Here is a 21,130-nt window from a genome sequence, read left to right as displayed (position 1 = left end):
CTGGTATAGACGGCTTAGTATTAAAAAGTCACAACATTTTTGCAATTTTCGAATGTGACCATTTAGTGTAATCTTGTAACTTGAATTGGTAAATATCTAATCATCCCCTAAAAGATAGAAAAAATGGAAAAAACATGAAGATCAGTCCGCTATGGAAACAATTAATTACAGAAAGCATTTTAAAAACTGCTATCCGCAAGCCCAGCCAATTTAACCTGCCTCCCAACTCGATACGTTTTGCCTTAGAACAAATGTGCCGTGCCTTTCCGAGTAACAAAGACGTTGAAATTAGGCCATTACGCTTGGCAGGCTTGCGCGCTGAAGAAATAAAACCTCAAAATGAATCCTCTCAACTTATTTTGCATATTCATGGCGGTGCATTCTATTTGGGTTCACTCAATACTCATCGCGCCTTTTTGACCCATGTCGCTGCACGTACGCAAATGCAAGTGCTTCATGCCGATTATCCCTTAGCTCCCGAATCGGTTTATCCTGAGGCCAGCGATGCGATTTTTGATATCTATACCACTTTGCTAGGTCAAGGGATTCAAGCCAAAGATATTATTTTATCCGGTGACTCTTGTGGCGCTAATTTGGCTTTGGGTTTGGCACTTAAAATCCGAGATGAAGATCTTCCTCAAGTCAGTGGCTTGATATTGTTATCCCCCTTCCTAGATTTAACTTTAAGTAGTGAATCGCTGCGCTATAACCGTAAACATGATTCGCTACTTTCTATTGAAACTTTAGAAGCAGGCATTGACTATTATGTCCCTCCATCTATGGACACTGCAGATCCTGCCATTTCACCGTTATTTGCAGATTTGAACGGATTGCCACCGATCTTGGTTCAAGTGGGCTCTAAAGAAATTTTACTGGATGATGCAAAGCGCTTTAAGGAAAAAGCGGAACAAGCCGGCGTGGATCTTACCTATAAACTGTATACCGGTATGTGGCATAATTTTCAGATGTTTCATCATTGGTTTGATGAAGGCAAACAAGCCTTGGCAGATCTGGCCGAATTTGCCCACCAACTCGATCAAGATTAAATCCTGGTATTAAAAAGTAATGCACATAAAAAAGGTCAGCCGAAGCTGACCAAAGAGGAATAGCTTATATTTTTTAAAATTACAATGCCAATACCTGGGTCAAAGCGCCAGAGATGGCTTTATCTTTCAACTCTGGCCCCATATTCACGCCTTCAGCACGAATAATTTCAACATCATTCACACCGGTGAAGTTAAATACCGTTTTCAAAAAGCCTTCCTGAAAATCGACTGGGCTATTTTCACCATAGACCCCACCACGGCTACTTGCGATATAAATCTTTTTTTCACCTGCTAAACCGACCGGACCACTCTCAGTATATTTAAATGTTTTACCCGCTACGCTAATGCGGTCAATCCAGGCTTTCAAGGTTGAAGTCAAACCAAAGTTATACATGGCGGCACCAACCACTACGATATCTGCATCCAGGTATTGCTGAATGATTTTTTCGCCCAAAGCCGCTTGTTCTGCATCTTGCCCCATTAAAATAGCACCCGTTAAATGTGGAATGGGCTGTGCAGCCAGATCCAAATAATCCACAGCTAAATCTGCATGTTTAGTCTGTAACTGCTCAACAATGGCCTGGCTTAATTGGCGTGAAACTGAAGCATCACCTAAAATACTTGAATCGATATGTAAAACTTTCATACTCAAAACCTTAATCTTTATTTATTCAATGAACTCAGTTTAATCGATCAACAAAAATAGAATAATACCCGTATATACAACACACTGTTTTATATTTAGAACAATAGGTATGCGGATAACATGCATTTTTAGACCCGTTAGTACAAAATATAGGCATTACTATTCATAAAAAAACGTGCTATGTTATGAATAATTAAGAATAAAGCAGATCAAATCATCATTACTAGCTAATTTTAAAAATCTAAAGGTCATATCTAGCGAATGAAGCAAACCTTTTCACCCAATCTCAGCTCCTCCTTGCAAAAAAAAATTGCGAAATATCTAATAGAAGATGAAGTCGTAATGAACTGGAGCGTCCTTAATAAATGCATTCTGATGCTTGTTTTAGCAAGTTTGGTGCATATGATTTGGATTGCGTGGAAAGTTTTTGTCCTTCTTTCACCCGAGCTATGGCACTGGATAAATTTGCCTTTGCTCAAGTTTCAACTTGGACTCAACATCCTCTCTCTCCTGGTCTTTATTGGGCTGATTTACCCGTGTTCAGTTTGGCGAAAAAATGCTGCGGTACAGCAGTGGTTGCCTTATTTATGCGTGGCTATTTTTATCATTTCATTATGTTGGGATGGTTATATCATCGGGGTGCTTAGTCCTGCCACCATGATTTCTTACATCAGCTTGGTGACCGTTGGCTTGGTATTGTTTAACCGTAAAATTGTCTATTATGCACTGATTCCCGCCACACTCTACTTGGTCTTATGTGGCTATTTAAGCTTACAAAATCACCTTCCCTACGCACCGATTTTTTATCTGGACAGCTTGCCTTACCAAAACATGTTTTGGGTTGTCACGATGATGTATTTCATTTTACCCATTTTAATTACCTGTTTAATTTTATTTGAAATTTTACTCAGCCAATGGCGGCACCGAGAAAAACTCATTCAGCATTTAAGTCAGATTGATCCGCTAACCCATGTGCTTAACCGTCGTAGTATTAGCGATTGTCTGGAGAGATTAGAGTATAAACCCATAACTTCTTATGCATTGGTGTTAATTGACCTCGATCATTTTAAACGGATTAATGATCAGTATGGCCACGATAAGGGCGATGAAACCCTGATTAAAGTCAGTGAAATCCTTTCCCAAATCATTCGTGATAGCGATGTCGTGGGACGCTTTGGTGGAGAAGAATTTATTCTTATTCTCAATAATTCTTCTTTAGAAAAGGCGAAAATTATTGCTGAACGTTGTCGTCAAGCCATTCAGCAGCTGCAGTTAACCAGTGACGTGGGCGAGAGTATTCGGGTCACCGCAAGTTTTGGAATTGCATTATCCAATGCACAGCTGAAACCTCAACAATTGTTAAGCCAAGCCGATAAAGCAATGTATCAAGCAAAAGCATGTGGCCGTAATCAGGTCAAATGTTATCAGGAAGAATTCTTGAGTGAAGCCAAGCTGGGTTAAAGTAGTTTTTGTTGATAACTTTCTAAATAATTCACCCAAGCGTCTTCTTGTAATGCGCCATCCATCCAGACTTTTACGGCAGGATGTTGCAGCATGGTTTTCATATACTGCTGTGTAGCATCGCTGACAGGCAAAGCATACGTCATTAAGCGCGTCACCACGGGTGCATAAAATGCATCGGCAATTGAAAATTTACCACATAAAAAACGATGCGATTCTGGGCGTTCAGACCATATCTGCTCGATGCGTGCTACATCCTGACGAAGCTCTGCATTGTCCTGCCATAAACGCCTACCTACATCAGCCAGATTCGCCCGAATATTCATGCCGCAGACATTGCGTAAAGTAGGGAATCCGCTGTGCATTTCCGCAGTAATACAGCGCGCCCGTGCACGTTGCTTAATATCTTGTGGCCATAAAGCCTGATCTGGATGTTGTTCTGCCAGATATTCACAAATGGCCAAAGAATCCCACAGCATCAACCCATCATCAAGTAATACTGGAACTTTACCATTGGAGTTAATCGTCAGTACGTCTTGTTTAAAAGTACCTGTGTCACGCTGTGAAGGAAAGGGAAGCATGATTTCTTCAAACGGCAAATTAAATGCCTTCAGCACCAACCATGGACGCATGGACCAACTGGAATAATTTTTATTGGCAATATAGAGCTGGTACATGAAATTACTGTCCTTTATGCTTTTGAAAAAGATCGAGCTGTTTCAATAATTCTGCTTCGCTAAACGCTCCGGTTAATCGTAAACCGCGAATTTCTTGTTGTTGTGAATTTAAAAATAAATAAGTCGGTGGACCTAAAATATCCCATTGGTTCAGCAATGCCTGATGGGTTGCATCGTAATTACTCAAATCCAGTTTAATGAGAAAATACGGCGCCAAGACTTGCTGTACTTGTGCTGATTTTAAGACACGATGTTCAATCGGCTGACATGCCACACACCAATCGGCATAGACATCAATAATAATATCTTGCTCTGATGGCGCAGTGGCTAATAACTGCTGAAATTCATCGGCTGTTTTAGCCACATGCCATGTCGCTTGAGTCGTGCTGTTTTGCACAAAGAAACGTTGACTGTGCTGATACTGCGTATAGGCGAGATAAGGAATCACGGTGATCAATGCTAAAATATACAGCCATTTAAACTGTGTTTTTTGTCCGATTAAACGCGCAATTACATAGCCAATAAAGCTTAAACCCAAGCCCAGACCTAACCACTGCATCCACGCTTCAGAAATCAAAGGACGAATAAAATACAGCGCCAAAGCCAGCATGATAAAAGCAAAAATCACTTTAATTTGATGCATCCACTGCCCGGCTTTAGGCAGAATTCTTGCACCCAACACACTGGCCAAAAGCAGCGGTGTTCCCATACCAAAACCTAGCGTAAACAGTAACAATGCTCCTTGCCACTGACTTTGGGTTTGGGAAATAAATAACAACGCTCCGGCTAAAGGTGCGGTCATACAGGGCCCCACCAACAAGGCCGAGATCATGCCCATCACCGCGGCACCCACCAAACTGCCGCCTTTTTGCAGCGAATGCACCTGGTCTAAACGGTTTACTAAAGCATGTGGCAATTTAATTTCAAACAGGCCAAATAAATTCAGGGCGAACAGGACAAAGAGTGCACTAAAAGCAATCAGGGTGGAAGGTTGTTGCAACCAGCGCTGGAAGTTTAAGCCGGCAGATGAAGCGATTAATCCTAAAATGGCATAGACCATCGCCATGCTCCAGACAAAAACCAAGGCAATCATCCAGGCTTTTAAGCCCTTGCTGTCGCGTACAATTAATGAGGTCAAAATAGGCAACATTGGCAATGAACACGGCGTGAATGCCAGTAAGATGCCTAAGCCAAAAAATAGAAGCAGGCTATAAAATAAAGAATTTTCAGCCAGTTTTTCCGACCACATCTGATCTTGAGCAGTGTCTAATGCCGCTGGAGATTCTACGCTTTCTGAATGATTTTGTTCATTCGCAAAAGGGGGCTTGATGCTTGTTGTGCTATTCGATGACTGTGAGAGATCGAGCAAACGCTTACTAGATTTGGCCTGATTTTGCAAAAGTACCAAACCATCGCCATCGGTCTGAAACTCGACCGTTTGTGGAGGATAACAAATACGGTCTTGGGCACAGCCCTGCCAAGTCACCCGATAGGTTTGCGAGGCTTGGGTCGGAATATCAAATTGGACATTGTGAAAATAGACCTGGGTATGTCCATAATTTTCATCATAGAGATCGGTGGCTTTAGGCAGCTTTAAAACCAGTTGTTGTGTCCCCTGCCGGACTTCAAATTTGTGTTGGTATAAATAATAACCCGGGGGAATATTCCAGTTGAGCTGTGCTTCATGCTCATGAGTGGATTCAACCTTAAAAGAAAAAGCATCTTCCGCAGAGAGTAATTGTTCCTGTGCCTGTAAAGTCATTGAAAACAATAAAATGACGCTACACATAAATCCGCTCACTGCGGAATAAAACAAAAACCGACCATTTTGAAGATGCTTTTTCATATACATTTATATTTTTTAATTAAAAGAGGAAGGAAACACCCAAACCTGACTGATAGCCTTTATCTCTGCCATTCAAGTCCACACCTACACTGGCATCCATTTGCACGCGGTCATTCACTGCATAGATCACACCTGAACCCAGAGAATATTCAGAAGCTTCACTTTCTTCTTTACGATAAACCAGTTCTGAAAAACCTGACCATTTATCCGCAATTTTATATTTGATTGTTGGGATAGCAGCGACTGCCCAATTGCTATTTTGGGCTTCATAACGCATGGTGATTGAAGTCGTAATCAGGTCAGTCGCTGCATAAGCTACGGCAGAGCTCAGGCTGTAAATGTCATCGTGATTGCTAAAATCATCATTGCCGGTTGCAAGAATAGCTTTGGCTAAAATGGCCATAGATAGCTTTTCATCATCCAGATCAATGGCTTTTTTCACACCAATGCTGACATCGCCCAGACCGTCTTCTTCAACAGACCGGCCTGCTATTTTGGTTTTTGACCAAGATGGACCTTGCCAGCCCAACTGCAATTCAATATCTTTAGCCAAACCAGTACGCAATAACATGTCAGCATTTAAAGTAATGTTTCTAACTTTTATGCCGTTCTCATCTGTGCCTTCTAAGTAACTTAAGCTTGGTAAACCCTGTTCCCATGCCAGTTGACTGACTGGAGTAATGCCGGTACCAAAGCCTGCCCCTGGACGGTCAAAGGAAAATTCAGCAGCCATAGTGTTCATACTGAAACCTGCTGCAACACTCAAAGCTACTATTTTTACTGCTGACATTTTTATCTCGCTATTATGTTAATTCTTTGGTCATTTTAGCACCGTGACTACGAAGCAATTCCAGCGTTTGCTTTTCTTCTTCCAAGGCTTCTGACCAGTTAATTTCATCAAAATCACAATCAAAGAATAAGTCACTGATCGAAGACAAAATTGTAAGTCCTTCTTCATCCTTGCTATTTGGATCTACTTTTTCATCGAGTAAGCGTTTCACCGCAGGTACACAGGCAGCACTGGCAGCATCCCATAACGGGCCATACAGTTCTTCTGCATCCCATAAATGTACATTGGCTTTGGCCTGAATAAGCGCTTCCAAAATTTCGATATGTACCACTAAATTTTGTTGTTTTTCTTGTTCAGATAAGGGTGAACCGGCTTCATAGGCTTCACAAATCTGTTCCCACCATTTAAATAAACCGTCTGACCAGACAGAAATGACAGGACCTTTTTCCGGATCGATAAAATTAGGGTCGAGGCCTTCTGCCAAAAGGCGCTGTACTTGAGCAAGATTGAGTTCTTCTATTGCCTGTACAAAGACTTGTTGTTGCGCTGTTAACATGGAGAAAGCTCTCTTAATCAGTTTTAAACTATTATGCCCAATAAAAGCTGCTTTGTTTTGGCTAAATGTATAACAAGTATATTTATTATTCTTTTATAAGATTTGCACATAAAAAAAGCTCCGAAGAGCTTTTTTCTATCCAATCAAGCAAGTTTCTACCTAATCTTCTAAATCCGGTGTGCCTTCAGTATCACTGTCTTCAGCCAATGCTGGCACTGCAGCACGAGGATCATCTATTTTCTCAAATAAATGATCCAAACTACGTTTTAAGCGGTCGATGGCTCCATGTATGGCAGTATCGATATTATAACCATGATGATTTACCACCACTGGTTTCAACCCTGCTGGACGAGCTTCAATCATGCAGTGAATATCATCTGCACCACCTTTGGCTGCATTTTCATCGCTAAAATGAACTGAAAAGTGAGTAATACGCTCACTATAACGTTGGAATTCTGCGTTCAGTTCTGCACGAACATAAGTAATTAAACGTTCACTATTTTGAATGTTTTTATCTGTACGGATTTCAATGTTCATATAATTTCATCCTCTTTTATTCACATCTTTTGTGCAAAACTTCTTATCTTGGCACGTTAAACTTGCTGTAAAAACAGCGCGAAACATCTTCAAATTAGTATGGAACAAATTCCTCCACATTGAACGATGAACACTTTTGAGTCTGCAGAATCGTGTCCTTATGCTTCGAATATACGGTTCTAAGCGAAGTATATGCAAGTAGTATTTTGATATTTTTTTAATATCCATATTATTCATAAGTGATTCAATTTTATTTTCCAAGTTATTTGATAAATCTCACATTATTTTTTATTAATCAAAAGTAATACTTTAAAAGCGCTTTATATTTTTGCTCATCATGTATTTTTAAGTATCAAAGCTGTAGTGTAATTTTAACCATCGAAATATTTTAGCGAATGATATTATTTTTGAGCTATTGATCAATTCTGACTTTATTTTTGCTTAAGAAGCTGTATGCTTTGTTGGCTTCTCGGGGGGAGATATTTTTAATGAAATTTACACAAATTTTTACCGCATGTGCCTTGGCTTCAACTGCTGCACTTACTCAAGCTGCGCCAATCTGGCAAGACTTCAGCGTGACTGGTCTTTATGGTGAAAACTATGAAGTTGTAGATGAGCAGCAAACCACTATGACTGTTGAATATGCAGCCAAAGTTAAATATGCAGATGTATTCTTTTTTGCTGACCGCATGCGCGGTGGTGATGACCATAAATCAACTTATTTTGAATTATCACCTCGTTTAAGCCTGGGTGAAGTAACGGGTCAAAAACTTGCTTTTGGTCCAGTAAAAGACGTGTTAGTTTCTACGACTTGGGAAGCAAACAATGATGATTTCAGCAGCTTTGATAATTTCTTATACGGCGTAGGCTTCGATCTAGATATTCCATATACCCAATATGCGAGTTTAAATCTTTATCGTGCTAACAATGAAAAAACTAAAGATGACTATCAAATGACGCTTACCTATGGTGTGCCATTTAAATTAGGCTCTGAAGACTTCCTTGTTGACGGTTTTCTAGATTGGTCCACAGCAGAAAAAAATGACCATGCTAGTGAACTTAACTGGACCACACAATGGAAATGGAATGCTGGTAAACACATTTCTCCAGACACACGTTTATACCTTGGTATTGAACACTCGGTTTGGAACAATAAATTCGGTATTTCAGATGCCAATGAAAATAACGTAAGTGCATTGGTTAAATATCACTTCTAAGCACAACATTTTTAGGTCTTAGATTAGCGTTTAAAAAAGCAGGACTTTGGTCTTGCTTTTTTATTGCCCGAAAATGGAATTATTTCTAAAATATAGCTCTATTGATTTATTCGGCATAGCTCATGAGCTTTCAAATACGTCCCGCTCAAATACAAGATTTAGAACAAATACTGAACATTTATAATGCTGAAATTCTAAATGGAACTGCGACCTGGAATGACAAGGAAAAGTCTTTAGAGGATTTTCATCATGGGCTTCACAATCTCGCTGCTCAGCATTTTCCTTTGTTCATCGCTGAAGACTTAGAGTCTAAACGAATTGCAGGTTATGCTGATTATTCTTCATTTCGTCAAATTACGGGTTTTAAACATAGCGTTGAACATTCCGTATTTATTCATCCTGAATTCGTACGACAAGGTTTAGGCAAAGCTTTAATGCTGAAACTGATAGACCATGCAAAACAGCATCATATTCATGTCATGGTCGCGGCAATTGATCATGGAAATAAAGTGTCCATTGTATTGCATGAAAAATTAGGCTTTAAGCAGACAGGCTATATGCCACAGGTGGGGCAAAAATTTGGACAATGGCGTGATCTAGTCCTGATGCAGCTGATCCTCGATTAAATATTACATTATTCCACCTGCTGAAATAATGTCTTAAATTTGTTTATTTACTGCTAAACAAATGATGGTATATTTTTTAATAACAAAAAATAATTTGAATAAACCTATTTTGGGGAATTATGGCTAAGTTTCTAAATACCAGTGCGACCAATTTTTTCTTGGAAGAGCTCATCAAAAATGCAAAAGAGCGACTCATTTTAATCAGCCCCTATTTACGTCTGAATGACCGTATTAAAGAATTATTAGAGGACAAAGACCGTTTAAAGATTGATGTTCGCATTGTGTATGGCAAAAGTGATTTGCATCCCGAAGAAATTAAATGGATTCAAAAACTGGATTACATCCGTTTGAGTTTCTGCAAAAATCTGCATGCCAAATGCTATCTCAATGAATCTGAATGCATTATCTCAAGCTTAAATTTATATGAATTCAGTCAGGTGAATAATAATGAGATGGGTATATCAATACGTAAATATGAAGATGATGATGTCTTCAAAGATGCCTATGAAGAAGCGCAACGTATTATTCGCATTAGTGAAGAAGTACGAATTACTTTAGATGAAATTAAGACAGATAAAACGGAAGTTGAATCCGAGCCTGAAGTCGATGCAGAACCGCTTAAATTTACTAAATTAACCACAGCAAAACTTGCTTTAAAGGTGGGATTAAAAACGCCTGAACTTTTTGAAAAGCTCATCGCTAAAGGTTATTTAAAATTAGACAATGAAAAACATTTTTTAACGGATACAGGTAAGGCTATTGGTGGTGAGTTTAGAACTGGACAATATGGTAATTATTTCCTTTGGCATGAAAATATTGAATTATAAATTCAGTCCTTAGGTAGCAATGCTACTCACCTTCAATTTAAATTCTCTCATGCGAAGCCGTACTTCTCGCGGTTTAAAAGGAAAATTTATTTCCCTCTCCTTTTAGCAGAGGGTTAGGGAGAGGTTAAGCTAATGCTTGATTCTGACAAGCCGAAGTCACATGTAATACCGCAGCCGTTCGTGTTTCCACAAAGAGCTTTTCAAATACATGTTCCAAATGCTTATTTACCGTTCGTGGACTAAGCTGCAAAATCTCCGCAATATCTCGGTTTGTTTTTCCCATAGCGACCCAATGCATTACCTCTGCTTCACGCGGGGTTAAGCTTGGACATGCGTTTGCAATTTCTTCAGCACTTGGCATTTGTGTTTGCTCTTTCAACTGAACCAAAACATGCTTAAAGACACGTTCACCTTCTATTTTAGTCAGCAAATTTAACTGTAATTGTTGATGCTGATGCCCATATTGACCATGCAGCAAATGCGCTTGATCCGGTTGTCTGATCAAATCTTGTAACCAGACATTCAAACTTTGTTGAAAATGTTTCAATTCAACATGATGGGTTTTAAGAAGCTCACTTACAATCGGTGTTTGCCAAATAATTTCACCCTTTAAATTCAACGATAAAATCGCACTGCCCGTCGCATCGAGCATCTGTTTTTGCTGATACATTAAACGAGCCTGCAACAAATGAGTTTTAACCCGGGCTTGAACTTCGTCAATGTTTAAAGGCTTGGTGACGTAATCCACTCCCCCCACTTGAAAGCCTTTTAAAATGTGCTCGGTTTCGGTTAAACCCGTCATAAAAATAACAGGAATATGCTCTGTCACAGGACTAGCCTTCAACTGCAAGCAGGTTTCAAAACCATCTATTTCAGGCATGCTACCATCGAGCAGAATCATATCGGGCTGGGAACGATGGGCAATTTCAATTGCACTAAAGCCATTGGTTGCGACCAAAACCTGATAACCGGCCTGATCTAAACTTTCATGTAATAAACTTAAATTTTCAGGAATATCATCAACAATTAATATACTTTCTAACATATACAATCCCCGTTCTATCCTATCTCAACGCATCGCTATGCTGCTGCAAACGCTGGATTGATTTTTTGAAATCAAATTGTTTTAAATCCTGTTCAATCTGCAACCAAATCTCTTGATGTTGATCAAAATCCTGTACACATTGTGCGAGCTGTTCCTTCGCACCGCGGATATAACCAATACTCAAATGCTGTTTTAACTGTTGTACCGCTTCGATTAAGCTCAATGGTGTAAGCTGCTGCGAAGCTTCGATTTGAATCGGATCGACTATTTCATCGATATTGTTTTGTAAAGGAATATAAATTTTGGTCTGCTCACAGGTTTGATGCTGATGGATCCATTTCAGATCGAGTTTGTCACCAATTTTGTTGAGTAATAAATTTAAATCAACCGGCTTCACCAAGAAATCTTCATTGAGCACATCCGTTTCAGGATTGTGCATGCGTTCATTGGCATCGGCAGAAATAATAATAATCGGCACATTGGTGATTTTATTTTTACGTAATAATTTTGCCGTTTCCCAACCGCCAAGCATCGGCATACTTAGATCCATCAAAATCAAATCTGGACTAAACATCGGAACTTGTCTTAAACATTCAAGCCCCGACTCGGCTTCTTCCAATATAAATCCGAGCGGTTGTAAAAAGTTGAGGACCAAACCACGATCGGTCAGTTCATTGTCCACCACCAATATCTTGCGGCGCTGCCCGCTATAGCCCACGACCGTACTGGATGCCACATCTGCAATAGGATGAATCAACGACTTCGATGGCAAATACAGTTTGATATTGAACAAAGTTCCCTGTCGGATTTTACTCTTTACAGTCAGCTCTCCACCTAAGATATCGACCAAGACTTTAACAATCGGCAAGCCTAAGCCCGTGCCTGCAAAACTGCCCTGAATGACATTATGTCCACGTTCAAAAGGCTGAAAAATGCGCTCAATGTCCGTATCTTCAATACCACAGCCCGTATCCTGAATCTCAAAATAAGCTGTTTGAAAGCGGTAGTCTACTTTAAATTTCACCCGACCCGATACAGTGAACTTAAGCGCATTGCCTAAAATATTAATCAGTATCTGCTCAAGTCTTTTTTTATCAATGCGCACGTACTGCGGAATTTTTTCGCTAATCTCAACCTGAAAATCGAGTTGTTTTTGCATGAAGTGCGGTTCGAACATATGTACGATTTGATCTAAAAACTTTGGAAAATCAATATTCGACATTTCTAAAGAAATCTTACCAGTTTCAATGCGCGCTAAATCGAGTAAACCATCAATCAACGATGTTAAATGCTGTCCGCTGCGGCTAATCACCCCAAGTGCAGCCTCACCTTTTTCCGAGAGTTGTTCTTGTTTTTGCAGCAATTGGCTATAGCCTAAAATACTATTTAAAGGTGTTCTTAATTCATGACTGATGCCGATCACATAGCGACTTTTAGCTTCATTGGCTTTTTCTGCTTGAATCCGTGCATCTTGTAATTGGCGGTCGGTGATTTTATGCGCTTCGATTTCATCCATAAGTAATTGGGTCTGGGTATTACTTTCAAGCTGTGCCTGACGACGGCTTTCATCATTGAGTACCAACCACCATGCTGCTACACAGAGCAGTAAAAACAAGACGGCGTAAATTTTGATAAACAACATCAACAAGGCATCTTGCTGCTGCAACAATGACTCCAAATTGGCTAATTCTTGCAGGTAAACCAAGCTCAGGCTCACCGCCAAGACCACACCCAGCACAAAGATCAATAAAATATATAAACTCAAACGTGTATTTATGTATTGCAGCCAATGCTTCGGCAAGAACCATGCTGCAAAAACTCGAAGCTGGGATGACCAACGTGCATACGATTTACACAGATCATGACAGCGTGCTTCTAAGGTGCAGCACAGTGAACAAATATGGCTGTTATATGCAGGACAACTTGCCATATCTGCGACTTCATAATCGTGCTCACAGACCACACAGGTTTGAGTTTGTATGCAATCTAAAATAGGCTTCTCTGTACGTGCGAGGTAGTATTTTCCTTTGGTGAAATAGGCAATCAACGGTACACAAAGCATGGATGTTGCAATCGCAATAAAGCCCGCTAACGATTTGGCAATCTCACCAAAAACCCCCCAATAGCAAAGCAGCGATAAACTCGATGCAATAAATAAACTTCCCACACCAACAGGATTGATGTCATATAAGTAAGCACGCCGAAACTCAATACCTTTGGGACTTAGCCCCAAAGGTTTGCAGATGACCAAGTCAGCAACGATCGCACCAATCCATGCCAAAGCCACATTACTATATAAGCCTAAAACCCGCTCGACAGCGTGAATCACGCCAAGCTCCATCAGCAATAGCGCAATAAAGATATTGAATACTAACCACACCACACGCCCTGGATGACTATGGGTTAATCGTGCAAAGAAGTTTGACCAAGCCAGTGAACCAGCATAGGCATTGGTGACATTAATTTTAACTTGTGCAATACAAACAAAGAGTACTGTTAAAAATAGTGCAATACCTGGATGAGATACTACTTGTTGGAAGGCAATCCAATACAAGTAATTCGGGTCGGTCAGCTCACTGCTCGGAACCAGATATTTTAGAGCCAATGCCATCAACATCATACCCATGAATATCTTCAAGAAACCTGCCAATATCCATGCAGGCCCACCCAAAAACACCGCTAAATTCCATTTCTTTTTAATCTTATTTTTATCAGGTAAGAAGCGTAAATAATCGGCCTGTTCTCCAATTTGGGTAATGAGCGCAAAAAGGACAGTACAAGATGCACCAAAAAAAGCCAAATTAAAGGAAGCGCTGCCACTTTTCGCACCCTCAATCAGGACAAGCTCGGACGCAAGTGTAGGATGCTTCACCAAAACAAAGCACCAAGGCAATAAAAGCAGAAATAACCACAGCGGCTGCGTGATGGCTTGCACCTTATTGATGAATCCAATACCTTTCACCACTAAAGGCAGTACAATTATGGATGAAATCAGATAGCCTATACTGAGTGGGATACCCAGCCCCAATTCTAAAGCCAGTGCCATAATCGCAGCTTCAAAAGCGAAGAAAATAAAAGTAAAACTGGCGTAAATGACTGAGGTAATAGAAGAACCGATGTAGCCAAAACCCGCGCCCCGGGTCAGCAGGTCAATATCGACGTTATAACGCGCAGCATAATAACCGATCGGCCAACTGGTTAAAAAAATAATAACCGAGACGACCAGCAATGCCCAAAATGCATTGGCAAAACCATATTGCCACAGCATGGTTGCCCCAAGAGCTTCCATTGCCAAGAAACTGACCGCAGCAAGTGCTGTATTGGTCACCGTCCAAAGTGACCACTTCCGTACCGATTTAGGTGCATAGCGAAGCGCATAGTCCTCAATGCTCTCATCGACCACCCAGGTATTGTATTTACGTCGGGTATGGATTACGCGTTGTGGTGCTTGGCTTGGCTCGACAGTTGGTTTCATGTCCATTAAACATTCATAAATATTTGGTCTTTAAAGCAAAAACTATGCCCAACCTATCACTATCTAAAATCATGGTTGTACGTAAACATATACGTAAAGTGACGTATATGCTCATTTTTTAACGCCCCTTAGTCTTAACTCATACCCAGCGCAAGCCAATTAAAAAGCGCATGAGCCAAACTACTTCGATTAGGGGAACAAGCATGACCTTGAAAGCAAAAGTGAAAACAACTGGATTACTCGCAGGCTTACTTGCAGTGCCATTTTTACTTGCACCGATGTTGACCAATGCAAGCGTAGCAGCAACGGCAAAAGTGAATACCACCAAATTAAAAGTGGATGACAAATTCGTTTATGTCGGTCAGCTGCATTCGGCAACAGGTACGATGGCCATCTCTGAAACAGGTTCAATTCAGGCAGAACGTTTAGCCATTGAACAGATCAACAAACAAGGTGGTGTCCTTGGTCGTCAGATCAAAATCATTCAGGAAGACGGTGCATCAGACTGGCCAACTTTTGCTGAAAAAGCACGGAAGTTATCTGAAAAAGATAAAGTGGCTGCGATATTTGGTTGTTGGACATCAGCATCACGTAAAGCAGTTCTTCCAATTATCGAACGAAACAACTCACTGCTGTACTACCCAACCTTCTATGAAGGTTTAGAACAATCTAAAAATGTCATTTACACAGGCCAAGAAGCCACTCAACAGGTACTTGAAGCATTAAATTGGCTTGCAAAAGAGAAGAAAGCCAAGACATTCTATCTGATTGGCTCGGACTATATCTGGCCACGTACCACCATGAAAATTGCCCGCACTCACATTGAGAAAAACCTGAAAGGTAAAGTGGTCGGCGAAGAATACTACCCACTTGGTCATACGCAATTCGGTTCACTGATCAACAAAACCAAATTGAAAAAACCTGATGCAATCTTTGCAGCTGTGGTCGGTGGTTCAAACGTATCCTTCTACAAACAGATGAAAGCTGCAGGTGTGACAAGCGATAAACAAACCCTGCTGACGCTATCAGTGACTGAAGATGAACTGCTGGGTATTGGCGGCGAAAACATGAAGGGTTTCTACTCTTCAATGAAATATTTCCAAAGCCTGAACAATCCCAATAATGTGACATTCGTCAAAGCATTCAAAGCGAAATATGGTCCCAAAGCCGTGGTCGGCGACGTCACTCAAGCCGCTTACTTAGGTCCTTGGTTATGGAAAGCCGCGGTTGAAAAAGCAGGTAGCTTTGATGTGGCAAAAGTCACTGCTGCATCAAAAGGTTTGGAAATGAAAACCGCGCCAGAAGGTTACGTGAAAATCGATCCAAACCATCACCTATGGAGCAAATCACGTATTGCTCAAGTACAAACAAATGGTCAATTTAAAGTGGTTTACGAATCTAAAGGTCTGATCAAACCAAACCCATTCCCTAAAGGTTACTAATTTAACAGCCACAGGATCAGGAGGGTTCGTTCTCCTGATCTTTTTATTCCACACAATTTTTTAAAGCTTGGAGGATGATGCGATGGATATATCATTTGCAGAATTCGGTGCAATATTTGCAATGCAAGGCTTTAACGGTCTATCGGTATTCTGTGTGCTGTTACTGATGGCACTCGGCCTTGCAATTATCTTTGGGCAAATGGGCGTAATTAACATGGCACACGGTGAGTTTCTGACCATTGGTGCGTATACGACCTTTTTTATTTCAACAATGACTGAAAGCTTTTTCCCACAACTTTTACCGTATTATTTCCTTGTTGCGATCATTGCAGCCTTCCTCACAGCCGGAATTATTGGTTATATCACCGAGCGACTGATGATCAGTCGGCTCTATCAACGTCCTTTAGACACGCTACTTGCAACTTGGGGCTTAAGTCTCATCATGCAACAGTTATTCCGCTCAATCTTCGGGCCTAAAGAAGTTAGTCCGACTTTGCCTGACTGGTTGATGGGTTCATATCAACCGACTGAAACCATTGATATTCCAATTAACGGTTTATTCCTTGTTGGTGTGACATTAACGGTCACGGCTTTCGTTTACTTCCTGATTTACCGTTCGCGCTGGGGTTTACAACTTCGTGCCACTAACCAAAACCGCTTTATGAGTGGCGCAGTCGGTATCAACACCAAACGTGTTGATAGCCTGACTTTCGCACTCGGCTGTGGGTTAGCAGGTATCGCAGGTGCGGCATTCACCACTATTGGTTCAACAGGTCCAACCGCAGGTTCACTGTATATCGTCGATACATTCTTAGTGGTGGTCTTCGGTGGTGCAGCAAGCTTACTTGGAACTATTGCCTCTGCATTCAGCATTGCGCAAGCGCAGTCTATTTTGGAATTCTTCCTGTCTGGTTCAGTTGCCAAAGTCATTACTCTGGCGACGGTGATTATCATCTTGATGCTGCGTCCTCAGGGCCTCTTCTCAATCAAAGTTCGTAAATAGAGATTTAGGAGAGATATGATGAAAAATTTAACAAATACTTTACTTGGCGGTAAAGAAGGCGCAATCGGCCTCGCAATTTTAGCGGTGCTGATCCTGCTAGTGATGCCGATATTTCTTGATGTTTTCCGTTTAAACCTAATGGGTAAATATCTCACTTTTGCTTTCGTAGCGATCGGTCTCGTACTGTGCTGGGGACACGGCGGTATTTTAAGTTTAGGGCAAGGGATCTTTTTCGGGATTGGCGGTTACTGCATGGCGATGTTCTTAAAACTTGAAGCATCTGACATGCAATCTACCGCTGCACAAACCACACCGGGTATTCCCGACTTTATGGACTGGAACCAAATCACCAGTTTGCCAAGTCTCTGGGAACCCTTCCACAGTTTCGGCTTTACCCTATTTGCCATCATTATTATTCCGATTTTACTGGCATTTATCATTGGTTTTGCGATGTTCACGCGTCGCGTCGGTGATGTGTACTTCTCGATCATCATGCAAGCTATTGTGGCAATTTTAACCATTTTGATTATTGGCCAACAAGGTTTCACAGGTGGTATTAACGGTATCACTGACTTGAAAACATTGCATGGGTGGGACATCCGTACTGACGAAGCAAAATACGTTCTTTACTATATCAATGCGTTACTCTTAATTGCTGTGATCATGATCAGCCGTTTTGTTCTGAGTTCTAAATTGGGTCGCTTGCTTTCTGCAATGCGTGACAAAGAAGAACGTGTACGTTTCTCAGGTTATGACGTCGCAATGTACAAAGTATTCATCTTCTGTTTCGCAGCAGTTGTTTCTTCAATCGGTGGCGCGATGTTCACGCTACAAGTGGGCTTTATGTCACCAACCATTATTGGCATCGTGCCCTCAATTGAAATGGTGATTTTGGCTGCTGTAGGTGGTCGTCTATCTCTGATTGGCGCTGTATATGGCGCAGTCTTGGTGAACCTGGGTAAGACTTACTTCTCAGAAGCATTCCCTGAAGTATGGCTATATTTCTTAGGGGCACTATTCATCTTTGTGGTGATGTTCCTTCCAGATGGTCTAGCAGGTCTATATGCAAAATATGTCCGCCCACTATTCGTGAAAAAGAAACCTTCAGATCATCCTGCTCCCCCACCCGCCAATGACCCTGAAGATATTCCAGATCCAGTCGTAGAAGGAGGTGTTAAATGACTAAAGTCGGCGTAGAAATGGCAAAGCCTGTCCTCGTAATTGAAGATTTAACGGTATCGTTTGATGGCTTCAAAGCCGTCAGTGACCTCAACTTCTATCTGGACAAAAACGAAGTACATGTGGTGATTGGGCCAAATGGCGCAGGTAAAACCACTGTATTGGATTTGATTTGCGGTAAAACCAAAGCCACCTCAGGCACAATCAAGTTCAATGATATTGAACTGACCAAACTCAAAGAATTTGACATCGTACGAAAAGGTGTTGGACGTAAATTCCAAAACCCAAATATTTACGAAAACCTGTCTGTCTATGACAACTTAGAAATGTCCTTCCCACGTGGTCGTAATGTCTTTGGTGCACTATTTTTCAAACGTACCAAAGATGTTGAAGATCGCATTAAAGAAGTAGCAGGCATGATTTTCTTAACTGAACTTTTGGACACACCTGCTGGATTACTGTCTCACGGTCAAAAACAGTGGCTCGAGATTGGCATGTTACTGATGCAAGATCCCGAACTGCTCATGCTCGATGAACCTGTTGCAGGTATGAGTGTTTCTGAGCGTGAACAAACTGCACAGCTACTGAAAAAAATCAGCCAAGGACGTTCGGTGCTTGTGATCGAGCACGATATGGAATTCGTCAAAACCATTGCAGACAAAGTCACTGTGCTGCACCAAGGTAAAATCTTGGCGGCAGGCAAAATGGACGATGTGCAAAATGATCCAAAAGTGATTGAAGTCTATCTAGGACACTAAGGAGGAAGCGATATGAGCGGATTATTCGAAATAAATTCTTTGTGTTCAGGTTATAAACAAAGTCAGGTGATTCATGACATTGAACTAAAAATCCAGCCCAAAGAAATCGTTGCGATCATGGGGCGTAACGGGATGGGTAAAACTACATTGTTCAAAACCTTAATTGGCGATATTAAAAATACCAAAGGTGAAATCAAGCTCGATGGTAAAAATTTAGAGAAGCTTGATCCTTACCAACGCGTTGAAAATGGGGTGGCTTATGTACCGCAAGGTCGCATGATTTTCTCGACCATGTCGGTGCTGGAAAATATCCAGACCGGATTATCTGCTTCTGCGCACGGTAAAGTTCCTGATGATCTCTACGAGCTCTTCCCTGTACTTTGGGATATGCGTAAACGTAAAGGCGGTAACTTGTCGGGTGGTCAACAACAGCAACTAGCGATTGCGCGTGCACTGGCAACCAATCCTAAAGTGCTGTTACTGGATGAACCAACTGAAGGGATTCAACCATCGATCATTAAAGATATTGCGAAAACCTTAAAGGAAATTCGAGATAAACGCGATTTAACCATTGTCGTTTCAGAGCAAGTCTTAAGTTTCACCATGGCAATGGCAGATCGTTTCTTGGTAATCGATAAAGGACGTTTTGCTTATGAAGATGTCCGTGCCAATGTGAATGAAACCACGATCAGCAAGTACCTATCAGTCTAAGCTTTTTTTCTCAGGCTATAGCATTTCTCTACTTCCCTCGATTCGTCGGGGGATTTTTAATTGCCAAGTCCCATAATTTTCAGCAAAAAATGATTTTACATTTAGTCAATTATTCAATCAATTCAATTTGTTCAAAAATATGCATCATATACGCAATTCAACGTATTTTTCAAAACTGCATTTCACGCGACACTCTCTACATAGATTGATTTATATGTAAGAAATTGGAGGAAGTCGAATGCGTCACGGTGATATCTCAAGCAGTCCAGATACAGTGGGTGTTGCAGTTGTAAACTACAAAATTCCTCGTTTACACACCAAAGCAGAGGTTCTTGAGAACGCAAAAAAAATTGCTGAAATGTTGAAAGGGATCAAACAGGGTATTCCGGGTATGGACCTGATTGTTTTCCCAGAATACAGCACCATGGGCATTATGTACGACCATGACGAGATGATGGCAACCGCTGCCACCATTCCAGGCGATGAAACCGCGATTTTCTCTCAAGCCTGTATTGAAGCTAACGTCTGGGGCGTGTTCTCCATCACCGGTGAACAACATGAGGAACATCCAAACAAGGTACCTTATAACACTTTAATTTTGATTAATAACAAAGGCGAAATCGTTCAGAAATATCGCAAAATTATTCCATGGTGTCCAATTGAAGGTTGGTGTCCAGGCGATACCACTTATGTGACTGAAGGTCCTAAGGGTATCAAAATGTCACTGATCATCTGTGATGACGGTAACTACCCAGAAATTTGGCGTGACTGTGCCATGAAAGGCGCTGAGCTTGTGGTTCGTTGTCAAGGCTATATGTACCCTGCTGCAGAACAGCAAATTAACATGTCAAAAAGTATGGCCTGGGCAAACAACGTCTATGTTGCGGTTGCAAACTGTACAGGTTTCGATGGTGTCTACACCTACTTTGGTCACTCAGCAGTAGTCGGCTTCGACGGTCGTACCTTGGGCGAATGTGGCACGGAAGAAAACGGTATCCAATACGCGCAATTATCACTGCACGAAATTCGTGATGCACGTAAATACGATCAATCACAAAACCATTTATTTAAATTGTTACATCGTGGTTATACCGGCGTTTATAACAACGGCGATGGCGATAAAGGCATTGCAGATTGTCCATTCGATTTCTACAAAACATGGGTGCTTGACGCACAAAAAGCACAAGAAGATGTTGAAAAAATTACGCGCTCAACCATTGGCGTTGCCGAATGCCCAATCGGCCATTTGCCCCACGAAGGTTTAGAAAAAGAAGCATCTTAATTCATT

Annotated in this window: 19 protein-coding genes; 11 read left to right on the top strand and 8 right to left on the bottom strand. The window is 41.1% G+C overall.

The genetic code is table 11. The features are described 5' to 3' along the window. Positions 1–134: 134 nt before the first annotated feature. On the top strand, positions 135–1,046 hold the full coding sequence (locus ACKI4H_RS08190) for an alpha/beta hydrolase (protein WP_407304987.1): 912 nt from the start codon (positions 135–137) through the stop codon (positions 1,044–1,046). A 79-nt stretch (positions 1,047–1,125) separates the two neighbouring features. Here ACKI4H_RS08190 and ACKI4H_RS08185 read toward each other — a convergent pair whose 3' ends face one another. Then, positions 1,126–1,692 carry an FMN-dependent NADH-azoreductase gene (locus ACKI4H_RS08185; RefSeq protein WP_407304986.1) on the bottom strand — a complete coding sequence of 189 codons (567 nt, stop codon included), beginning with the start codon at positions 1,690–1,692 and terminating at the stop codon, positions 1,126–1,128. Between the two features lie 261 nt (positions 1,693–1,953). Between ACKI4H_RS08185 and ACKI4H_RS08180 the strand changes: the two genes are divergently transcribed. Next, on the top strand, positions 1,954–3,153 hold the full coding sequence (locus tag ACKI4H_RS08180) for a GGDEF domain-containing protein (RefSeq protein ID WP_407304984.1): 1,200 nt from the start codon (positions 1,954–1,956) through the stop codon (positions 3,151–3,153). On the opposite strand, the gene ACKI4H_RS08175 is transcribed toward ACKI4H_RS08180, so the two are convergent. From ACKI4H_RS08175 to ACKI4H_RS08155, 5 genes are all read right to left on the bottom strand, one after another. Next, positions 3,150–3,830, bottom strand: coding sequence for a glutathione S-transferase family protein (locus tag ACKI4H_RS08175; protein WP_407304982.1), 681 nt, complete (start codon positions 3,828–3,830; stop codon positions 3,150–3,152). The two genes, ACKI4H_RS08180 and ACKI4H_RS08175, sit on opposite strands and share 4 nt — an antisense overlap. Positions 3,831–3,834: 4 nt before the next feature. Beyond that, positions 3,835–5,676, bottom strand: a complete 1,842-nt coding sequence (dsbD, locus tag ACKI4H_RS08170) for a protein-disulfide reductase DsbD (RefSeq protein WP_407304981.1) — start codon at positions 5,674–5,676, stop codon at positions 3,835–3,837. A gap of 19 nt (positions 5,677–5,695) precedes the next feature. Beyond that, positions 5,696–6,466 (bottom strand): transporter, encoded by a 771-nt coding sequence (locus tag ACKI4H_RS08165; RefSeq protein ID WP_407304980.1) that lies wholly within the window; start codon positions 6,464–6,466, stop codon positions 5,696–5,698. A gap of 13 nt (positions 6,467–6,479) precedes the next feature. Beyond that, the gene (locus tag ACKI4H_RS08160; RefSeq protein ID WP_407304979.1) at positions 6,480–7,022 is read right to left on the bottom strand and encodes an ankyrin repeat domain-containing protein; all 543 of its coding nucleotides are present in this window, start codon (positions 7,020–7,022) and stop codon (positions 6,480–6,482) included. A 159-nt stretch (positions 7,023–7,181) separates the two neighbouring features. Beyond that, a complete protein-coding gene (locus ACKI4H_RS08155) occupies positions 7,182–7,559 on the bottom strand; it encodes an HPF/RaiA family ribosome-associated protein (RefSeq protein ID WP_407304978.1) in 378 nt (125 codons plus the stop codon). A 488-nt stretch (positions 7,560–8,047) separates the two neighbouring features. Here ACKI4H_RS08155 and ACKI4H_RS08150 point away from each other — a divergent pair, with 488 nt between their 5' ends. The 3 genes from ACKI4H_RS08150 to ACKI4H_RS08140 all read left to right on the top strand — a co-directional run bounded on the left by ACKI4H_RS08150 (position 8,048) and on the right by ACKI4H_RS08140 (position 10,229). Beyond that, positions 8,048–8,776, top strand: a complete 729-nt coding sequence (locus ACKI4H_RS08150) for an outer membrane protein OmpK (protein WP_407304977.1) — start codon at positions 8,048–8,050, stop codon at positions 8,774–8,776. A gap of 122 nt (positions 8,777–8,898) precedes the next feature. Beyond that, a complete protein-coding gene (locus ACKI4H_RS08145; protein ID WP_407304976.1) occupies positions 8,899–9,402 on the top strand; it encodes a GNAT family N-acetyltransferase in 504 nt (167 codons plus the stop codon). A gap of 119 nt (positions 9,403–9,521) precedes the next feature. Beyond that, positions 9,522–10,229, top strand: coding sequence for a phospholipase D family protein (locus ACKI4H_RS08140; RefSeq protein WP_407304975.1), 708 nt, complete (start codon positions 9,522–9,524; stop codon positions 10,227–10,229). 124 nt (positions 10,230–10,353) lie between these two features. Here ACKI4H_RS08140 and ACKI4H_RS08135 read toward each other — a convergent pair whose 3' ends face one another. Together ACKI4H_RS08135 and ACKI4H_RS08130 are read right to left on the bottom strand one after the other, a co-directional pair. Continuing rightward, on the bottom strand, positions 10,354–11,274 hold the full coding sequence (locus ACKI4H_RS08135) for a response regulator (RefSeq protein ID WP_407304974.1): 921 nt from the start codon (positions 11,272–11,274) through the stop codon (positions 10,354–10,356). Between the two features lie 19 nt (positions 11,275–11,293). After that, on the bottom strand, positions 11,294–14,749 hold the full coding sequence (locus ACKI4H_RS08130) for an ATP-binding protein (protein ID WP_407305060.1): 3,456 nt from the start codon (positions 14,747–14,749) through the stop codon (positions 11,294–11,296). Positions 14,750–14,952: 203 nt separating this feature from the next. Between ACKI4H_RS08130 and urtA the strand changes: the two genes are divergently transcribed. The 6 genes from urtA to ACKI4H_RS08100 all read left to right on the top strand — a co-directional run bounded on the left by urtA (position 14,953) and on the right by ACKI4H_RS08100 (position 21,124). Next, positions 14,953–16,191: an urea ABC transporter substrate-binding protein gene (gene urtA, locus ACKI4H_RS08125; protein WP_131269091.1), complete on the top strand. Its 1,239-nt coding sequence runs from the start codon at positions 14,953–14,955 to the stop codon at positions 16,189–16,191. An 82-nt stretch (positions 16,192–16,273) separates the two neighbouring features. Further along, positions 16,274–17,194: an urea ABC transporter permease subunit UrtB gene (urtB, locus tag ACKI4H_RS08120; RefSeq protein WP_407304972.1), complete on the top strand. Its 921-nt coding sequence runs from the start codon at positions 16,274–16,276 to the stop codon at positions 17,192–17,194. 18 nt (positions 17,195–17,212) lie between these two features. Then, on the top strand, positions 17,213–18,376 hold the full coding sequence (urtC, locus tag ACKI4H_RS08115) for an urea ABC transporter permease subunit UrtC (protein ID WP_407304971.1): 1,164 nt from the start codon (positions 17,213–17,215) through the stop codon (positions 18,374–18,376). Beyond that, complete coding sequence (gene urtD / locus ACKI4H_RS08110) at positions 18,373–19,131, top strand: urea ABC transporter ATP-binding protein UrtD (protein WP_131269094.1); 759 nt, start codon at positions 18,373–18,375, stop codon at positions 19,129–19,131. Before urtC ends, urtD begins: the two co-directional genes overlap by 4 nt. A gap of 12 nt (positions 19,132–19,143) precedes the next feature. Then, on the top strand, positions 19,144–19,842 hold the full coding sequence (gene urtE / locus ACKI4H_RS08105; protein ID WP_407304970.1) for an urea ABC transporter ATP-binding subunit UrtE: 699 nt from the start codon (positions 19,144–19,146) through the stop codon (positions 19,840–19,842). A 238-nt stretch (positions 19,843–20,080) separates the two neighbouring features. Beyond that, positions 20,081–21,124 carry an aliphatic amidase gene (locus ACKI4H_RS08100; protein WP_131269096.1) on the top strand — a complete coding sequence of 348 codons (1,044 nt, stop codon included), beginning with the start codon at positions 20,081–20,083 and terminating at the stop codon, positions 21,122–21,124. The last annotated feature ends 6 nt before the right edge of the window (positions 21,125–21,130 follow it).

This window comes from Acinetobacter sp. (genome assembly GCF_045628685.1).
Taxonomy (GTDB): domain Bacteria; phylum Pseudomonadota; class Gammaproteobacteria; order Pseudomonadales; family Moraxellaceae; genus Acinetobacter.
This window is presented reverse-complemented; position numbering and strand designations above follow the sequence as displayed.

Bases quoted from the DNA above. Each gene is read 5' to 3' on its own strand.
- ACKI4H_RS08190 (WP_407304987.1), top strand. From the start codon at position 135: ATGAAGATCAGTCCGCTATGGAAACAATTAATTACAGAAAGCATTTTA.
- ACKI4H_RS08185 (WP_407304986.1), bottom strand. From the start codon at position 1,692: ATGAAAGTTTTACATATCGATTCAAGTATTTTAGGTGATGCTTCAGTT.
- ACKI4H_RS08180 (WP_407304984.1), top strand. From the start codon at position 1,954: ATGAAGCAAACCTTTTCACCCAATCTCAGCTCCTCCTTGCAAAAAAAA.
- ACKI4H_RS08175 (WP_407304982.1), bottom strand. From the start codon at position 3,830: ATGTACCAGCTCTATATTGCCAATAAAAATTATTCCAGTTGGTCCATG.
- dsbD (WP_407304981.1), bottom strand. From the start codon at position 5,676: ATGAAAAAGCATCTTCAAAATGGTCGGTTTTTGTTTTATTCCGCAGTG.
- ACKI4H_RS08165 (WP_407304980.1), bottom strand. From the start codon at position 6,466: ATGTCAGCAGTAAAAATAGTAGCTTTGAGTGTTGCAGCAGGTTTCAGT.
- ACKI4H_RS08160 (WP_407304979.1), bottom strand. From the start codon at position 7,022: ATGTTAACAGCGCAACAACAAGTCTTTGTACAGGCAATAGAAGAACTC.
- ACKI4H_RS08155 (WP_407304978.1), bottom strand. From the start codon at position 7,559: ATGAACATTGAAATCCGTACAGATAAAAACATTCAAAATAGTGAACGT.
- ACKI4H_RS08150 (WP_407304977.1), top strand. From the start codon at position 8,048: ATGAAATTTACACAAATTTTTACCGCATGTGCCTTGGCTTCAACTGCT.
- ACKI4H_RS08145 (WP_407304976.1), top strand. From the start codon at position 8,899: ATGAGCTTTCAAATACGTCCCGCTCAAATACAAGATTTAGAACAAATA.
- ACKI4H_RS08140 (WP_407304975.1), top strand. From the start codon at position 9,522: ATGGCTAAGTTTCTAAATACCAGTGCGACCAATTTTTTCTTGGAAGAG.
- ACKI4H_RS08135 (WP_407304974.1), bottom strand. From the start codon at position 11,274: ATGTTAGAAAGTATATTAATTGTTGATGATATTCCTGAAAATTTAAGT.
- ACKI4H_RS08130 (WP_407305060.1), bottom strand. From the start codon at position 14,749: ATGAAACCAACTGTCGAGCCAAGCCAAGCACCACAACGCGTAATCCAT.
- urtA (WP_131269091.1), top strand. From the start codon at position 14,953: ATGACCTTGAAAGCAAAAGTGAAAACAACTGGATTACTCGCAGGCTTA.
- urtB (WP_407304972.1), top strand. From the start codon at position 16,274: ATGGATATATCATTTGCAGAATTCGGTGCAATATTTGCAATGCAAGGC.
- urtC (WP_407304971.1), top strand. From the start codon at position 17,213: ATGAAAAATTTAACAAATACTTTACTTGGCGGTAAAGAAGGCGCAATC.
- urtD (WP_131269094.1), top strand. From the start codon at position 18,373: ATGACTAAAGTCGGCGTAGAAATGGCAAAGCCTGTCCTCGTAATTGAA.
- urtE (WP_407304970.1), top strand. From the start codon at position 19,144: ATGAGCGGATTATTCGAAATAAATTCTTTGTGTTCAGGTTATAAACAA.
- ACKI4H_RS08100 (WP_131269096.1), top strand. From the start codon at position 20,081: ATGCGTCACGGTGATATCTCAAGCAGTCCAGATACAGTGGGTGTTGCA.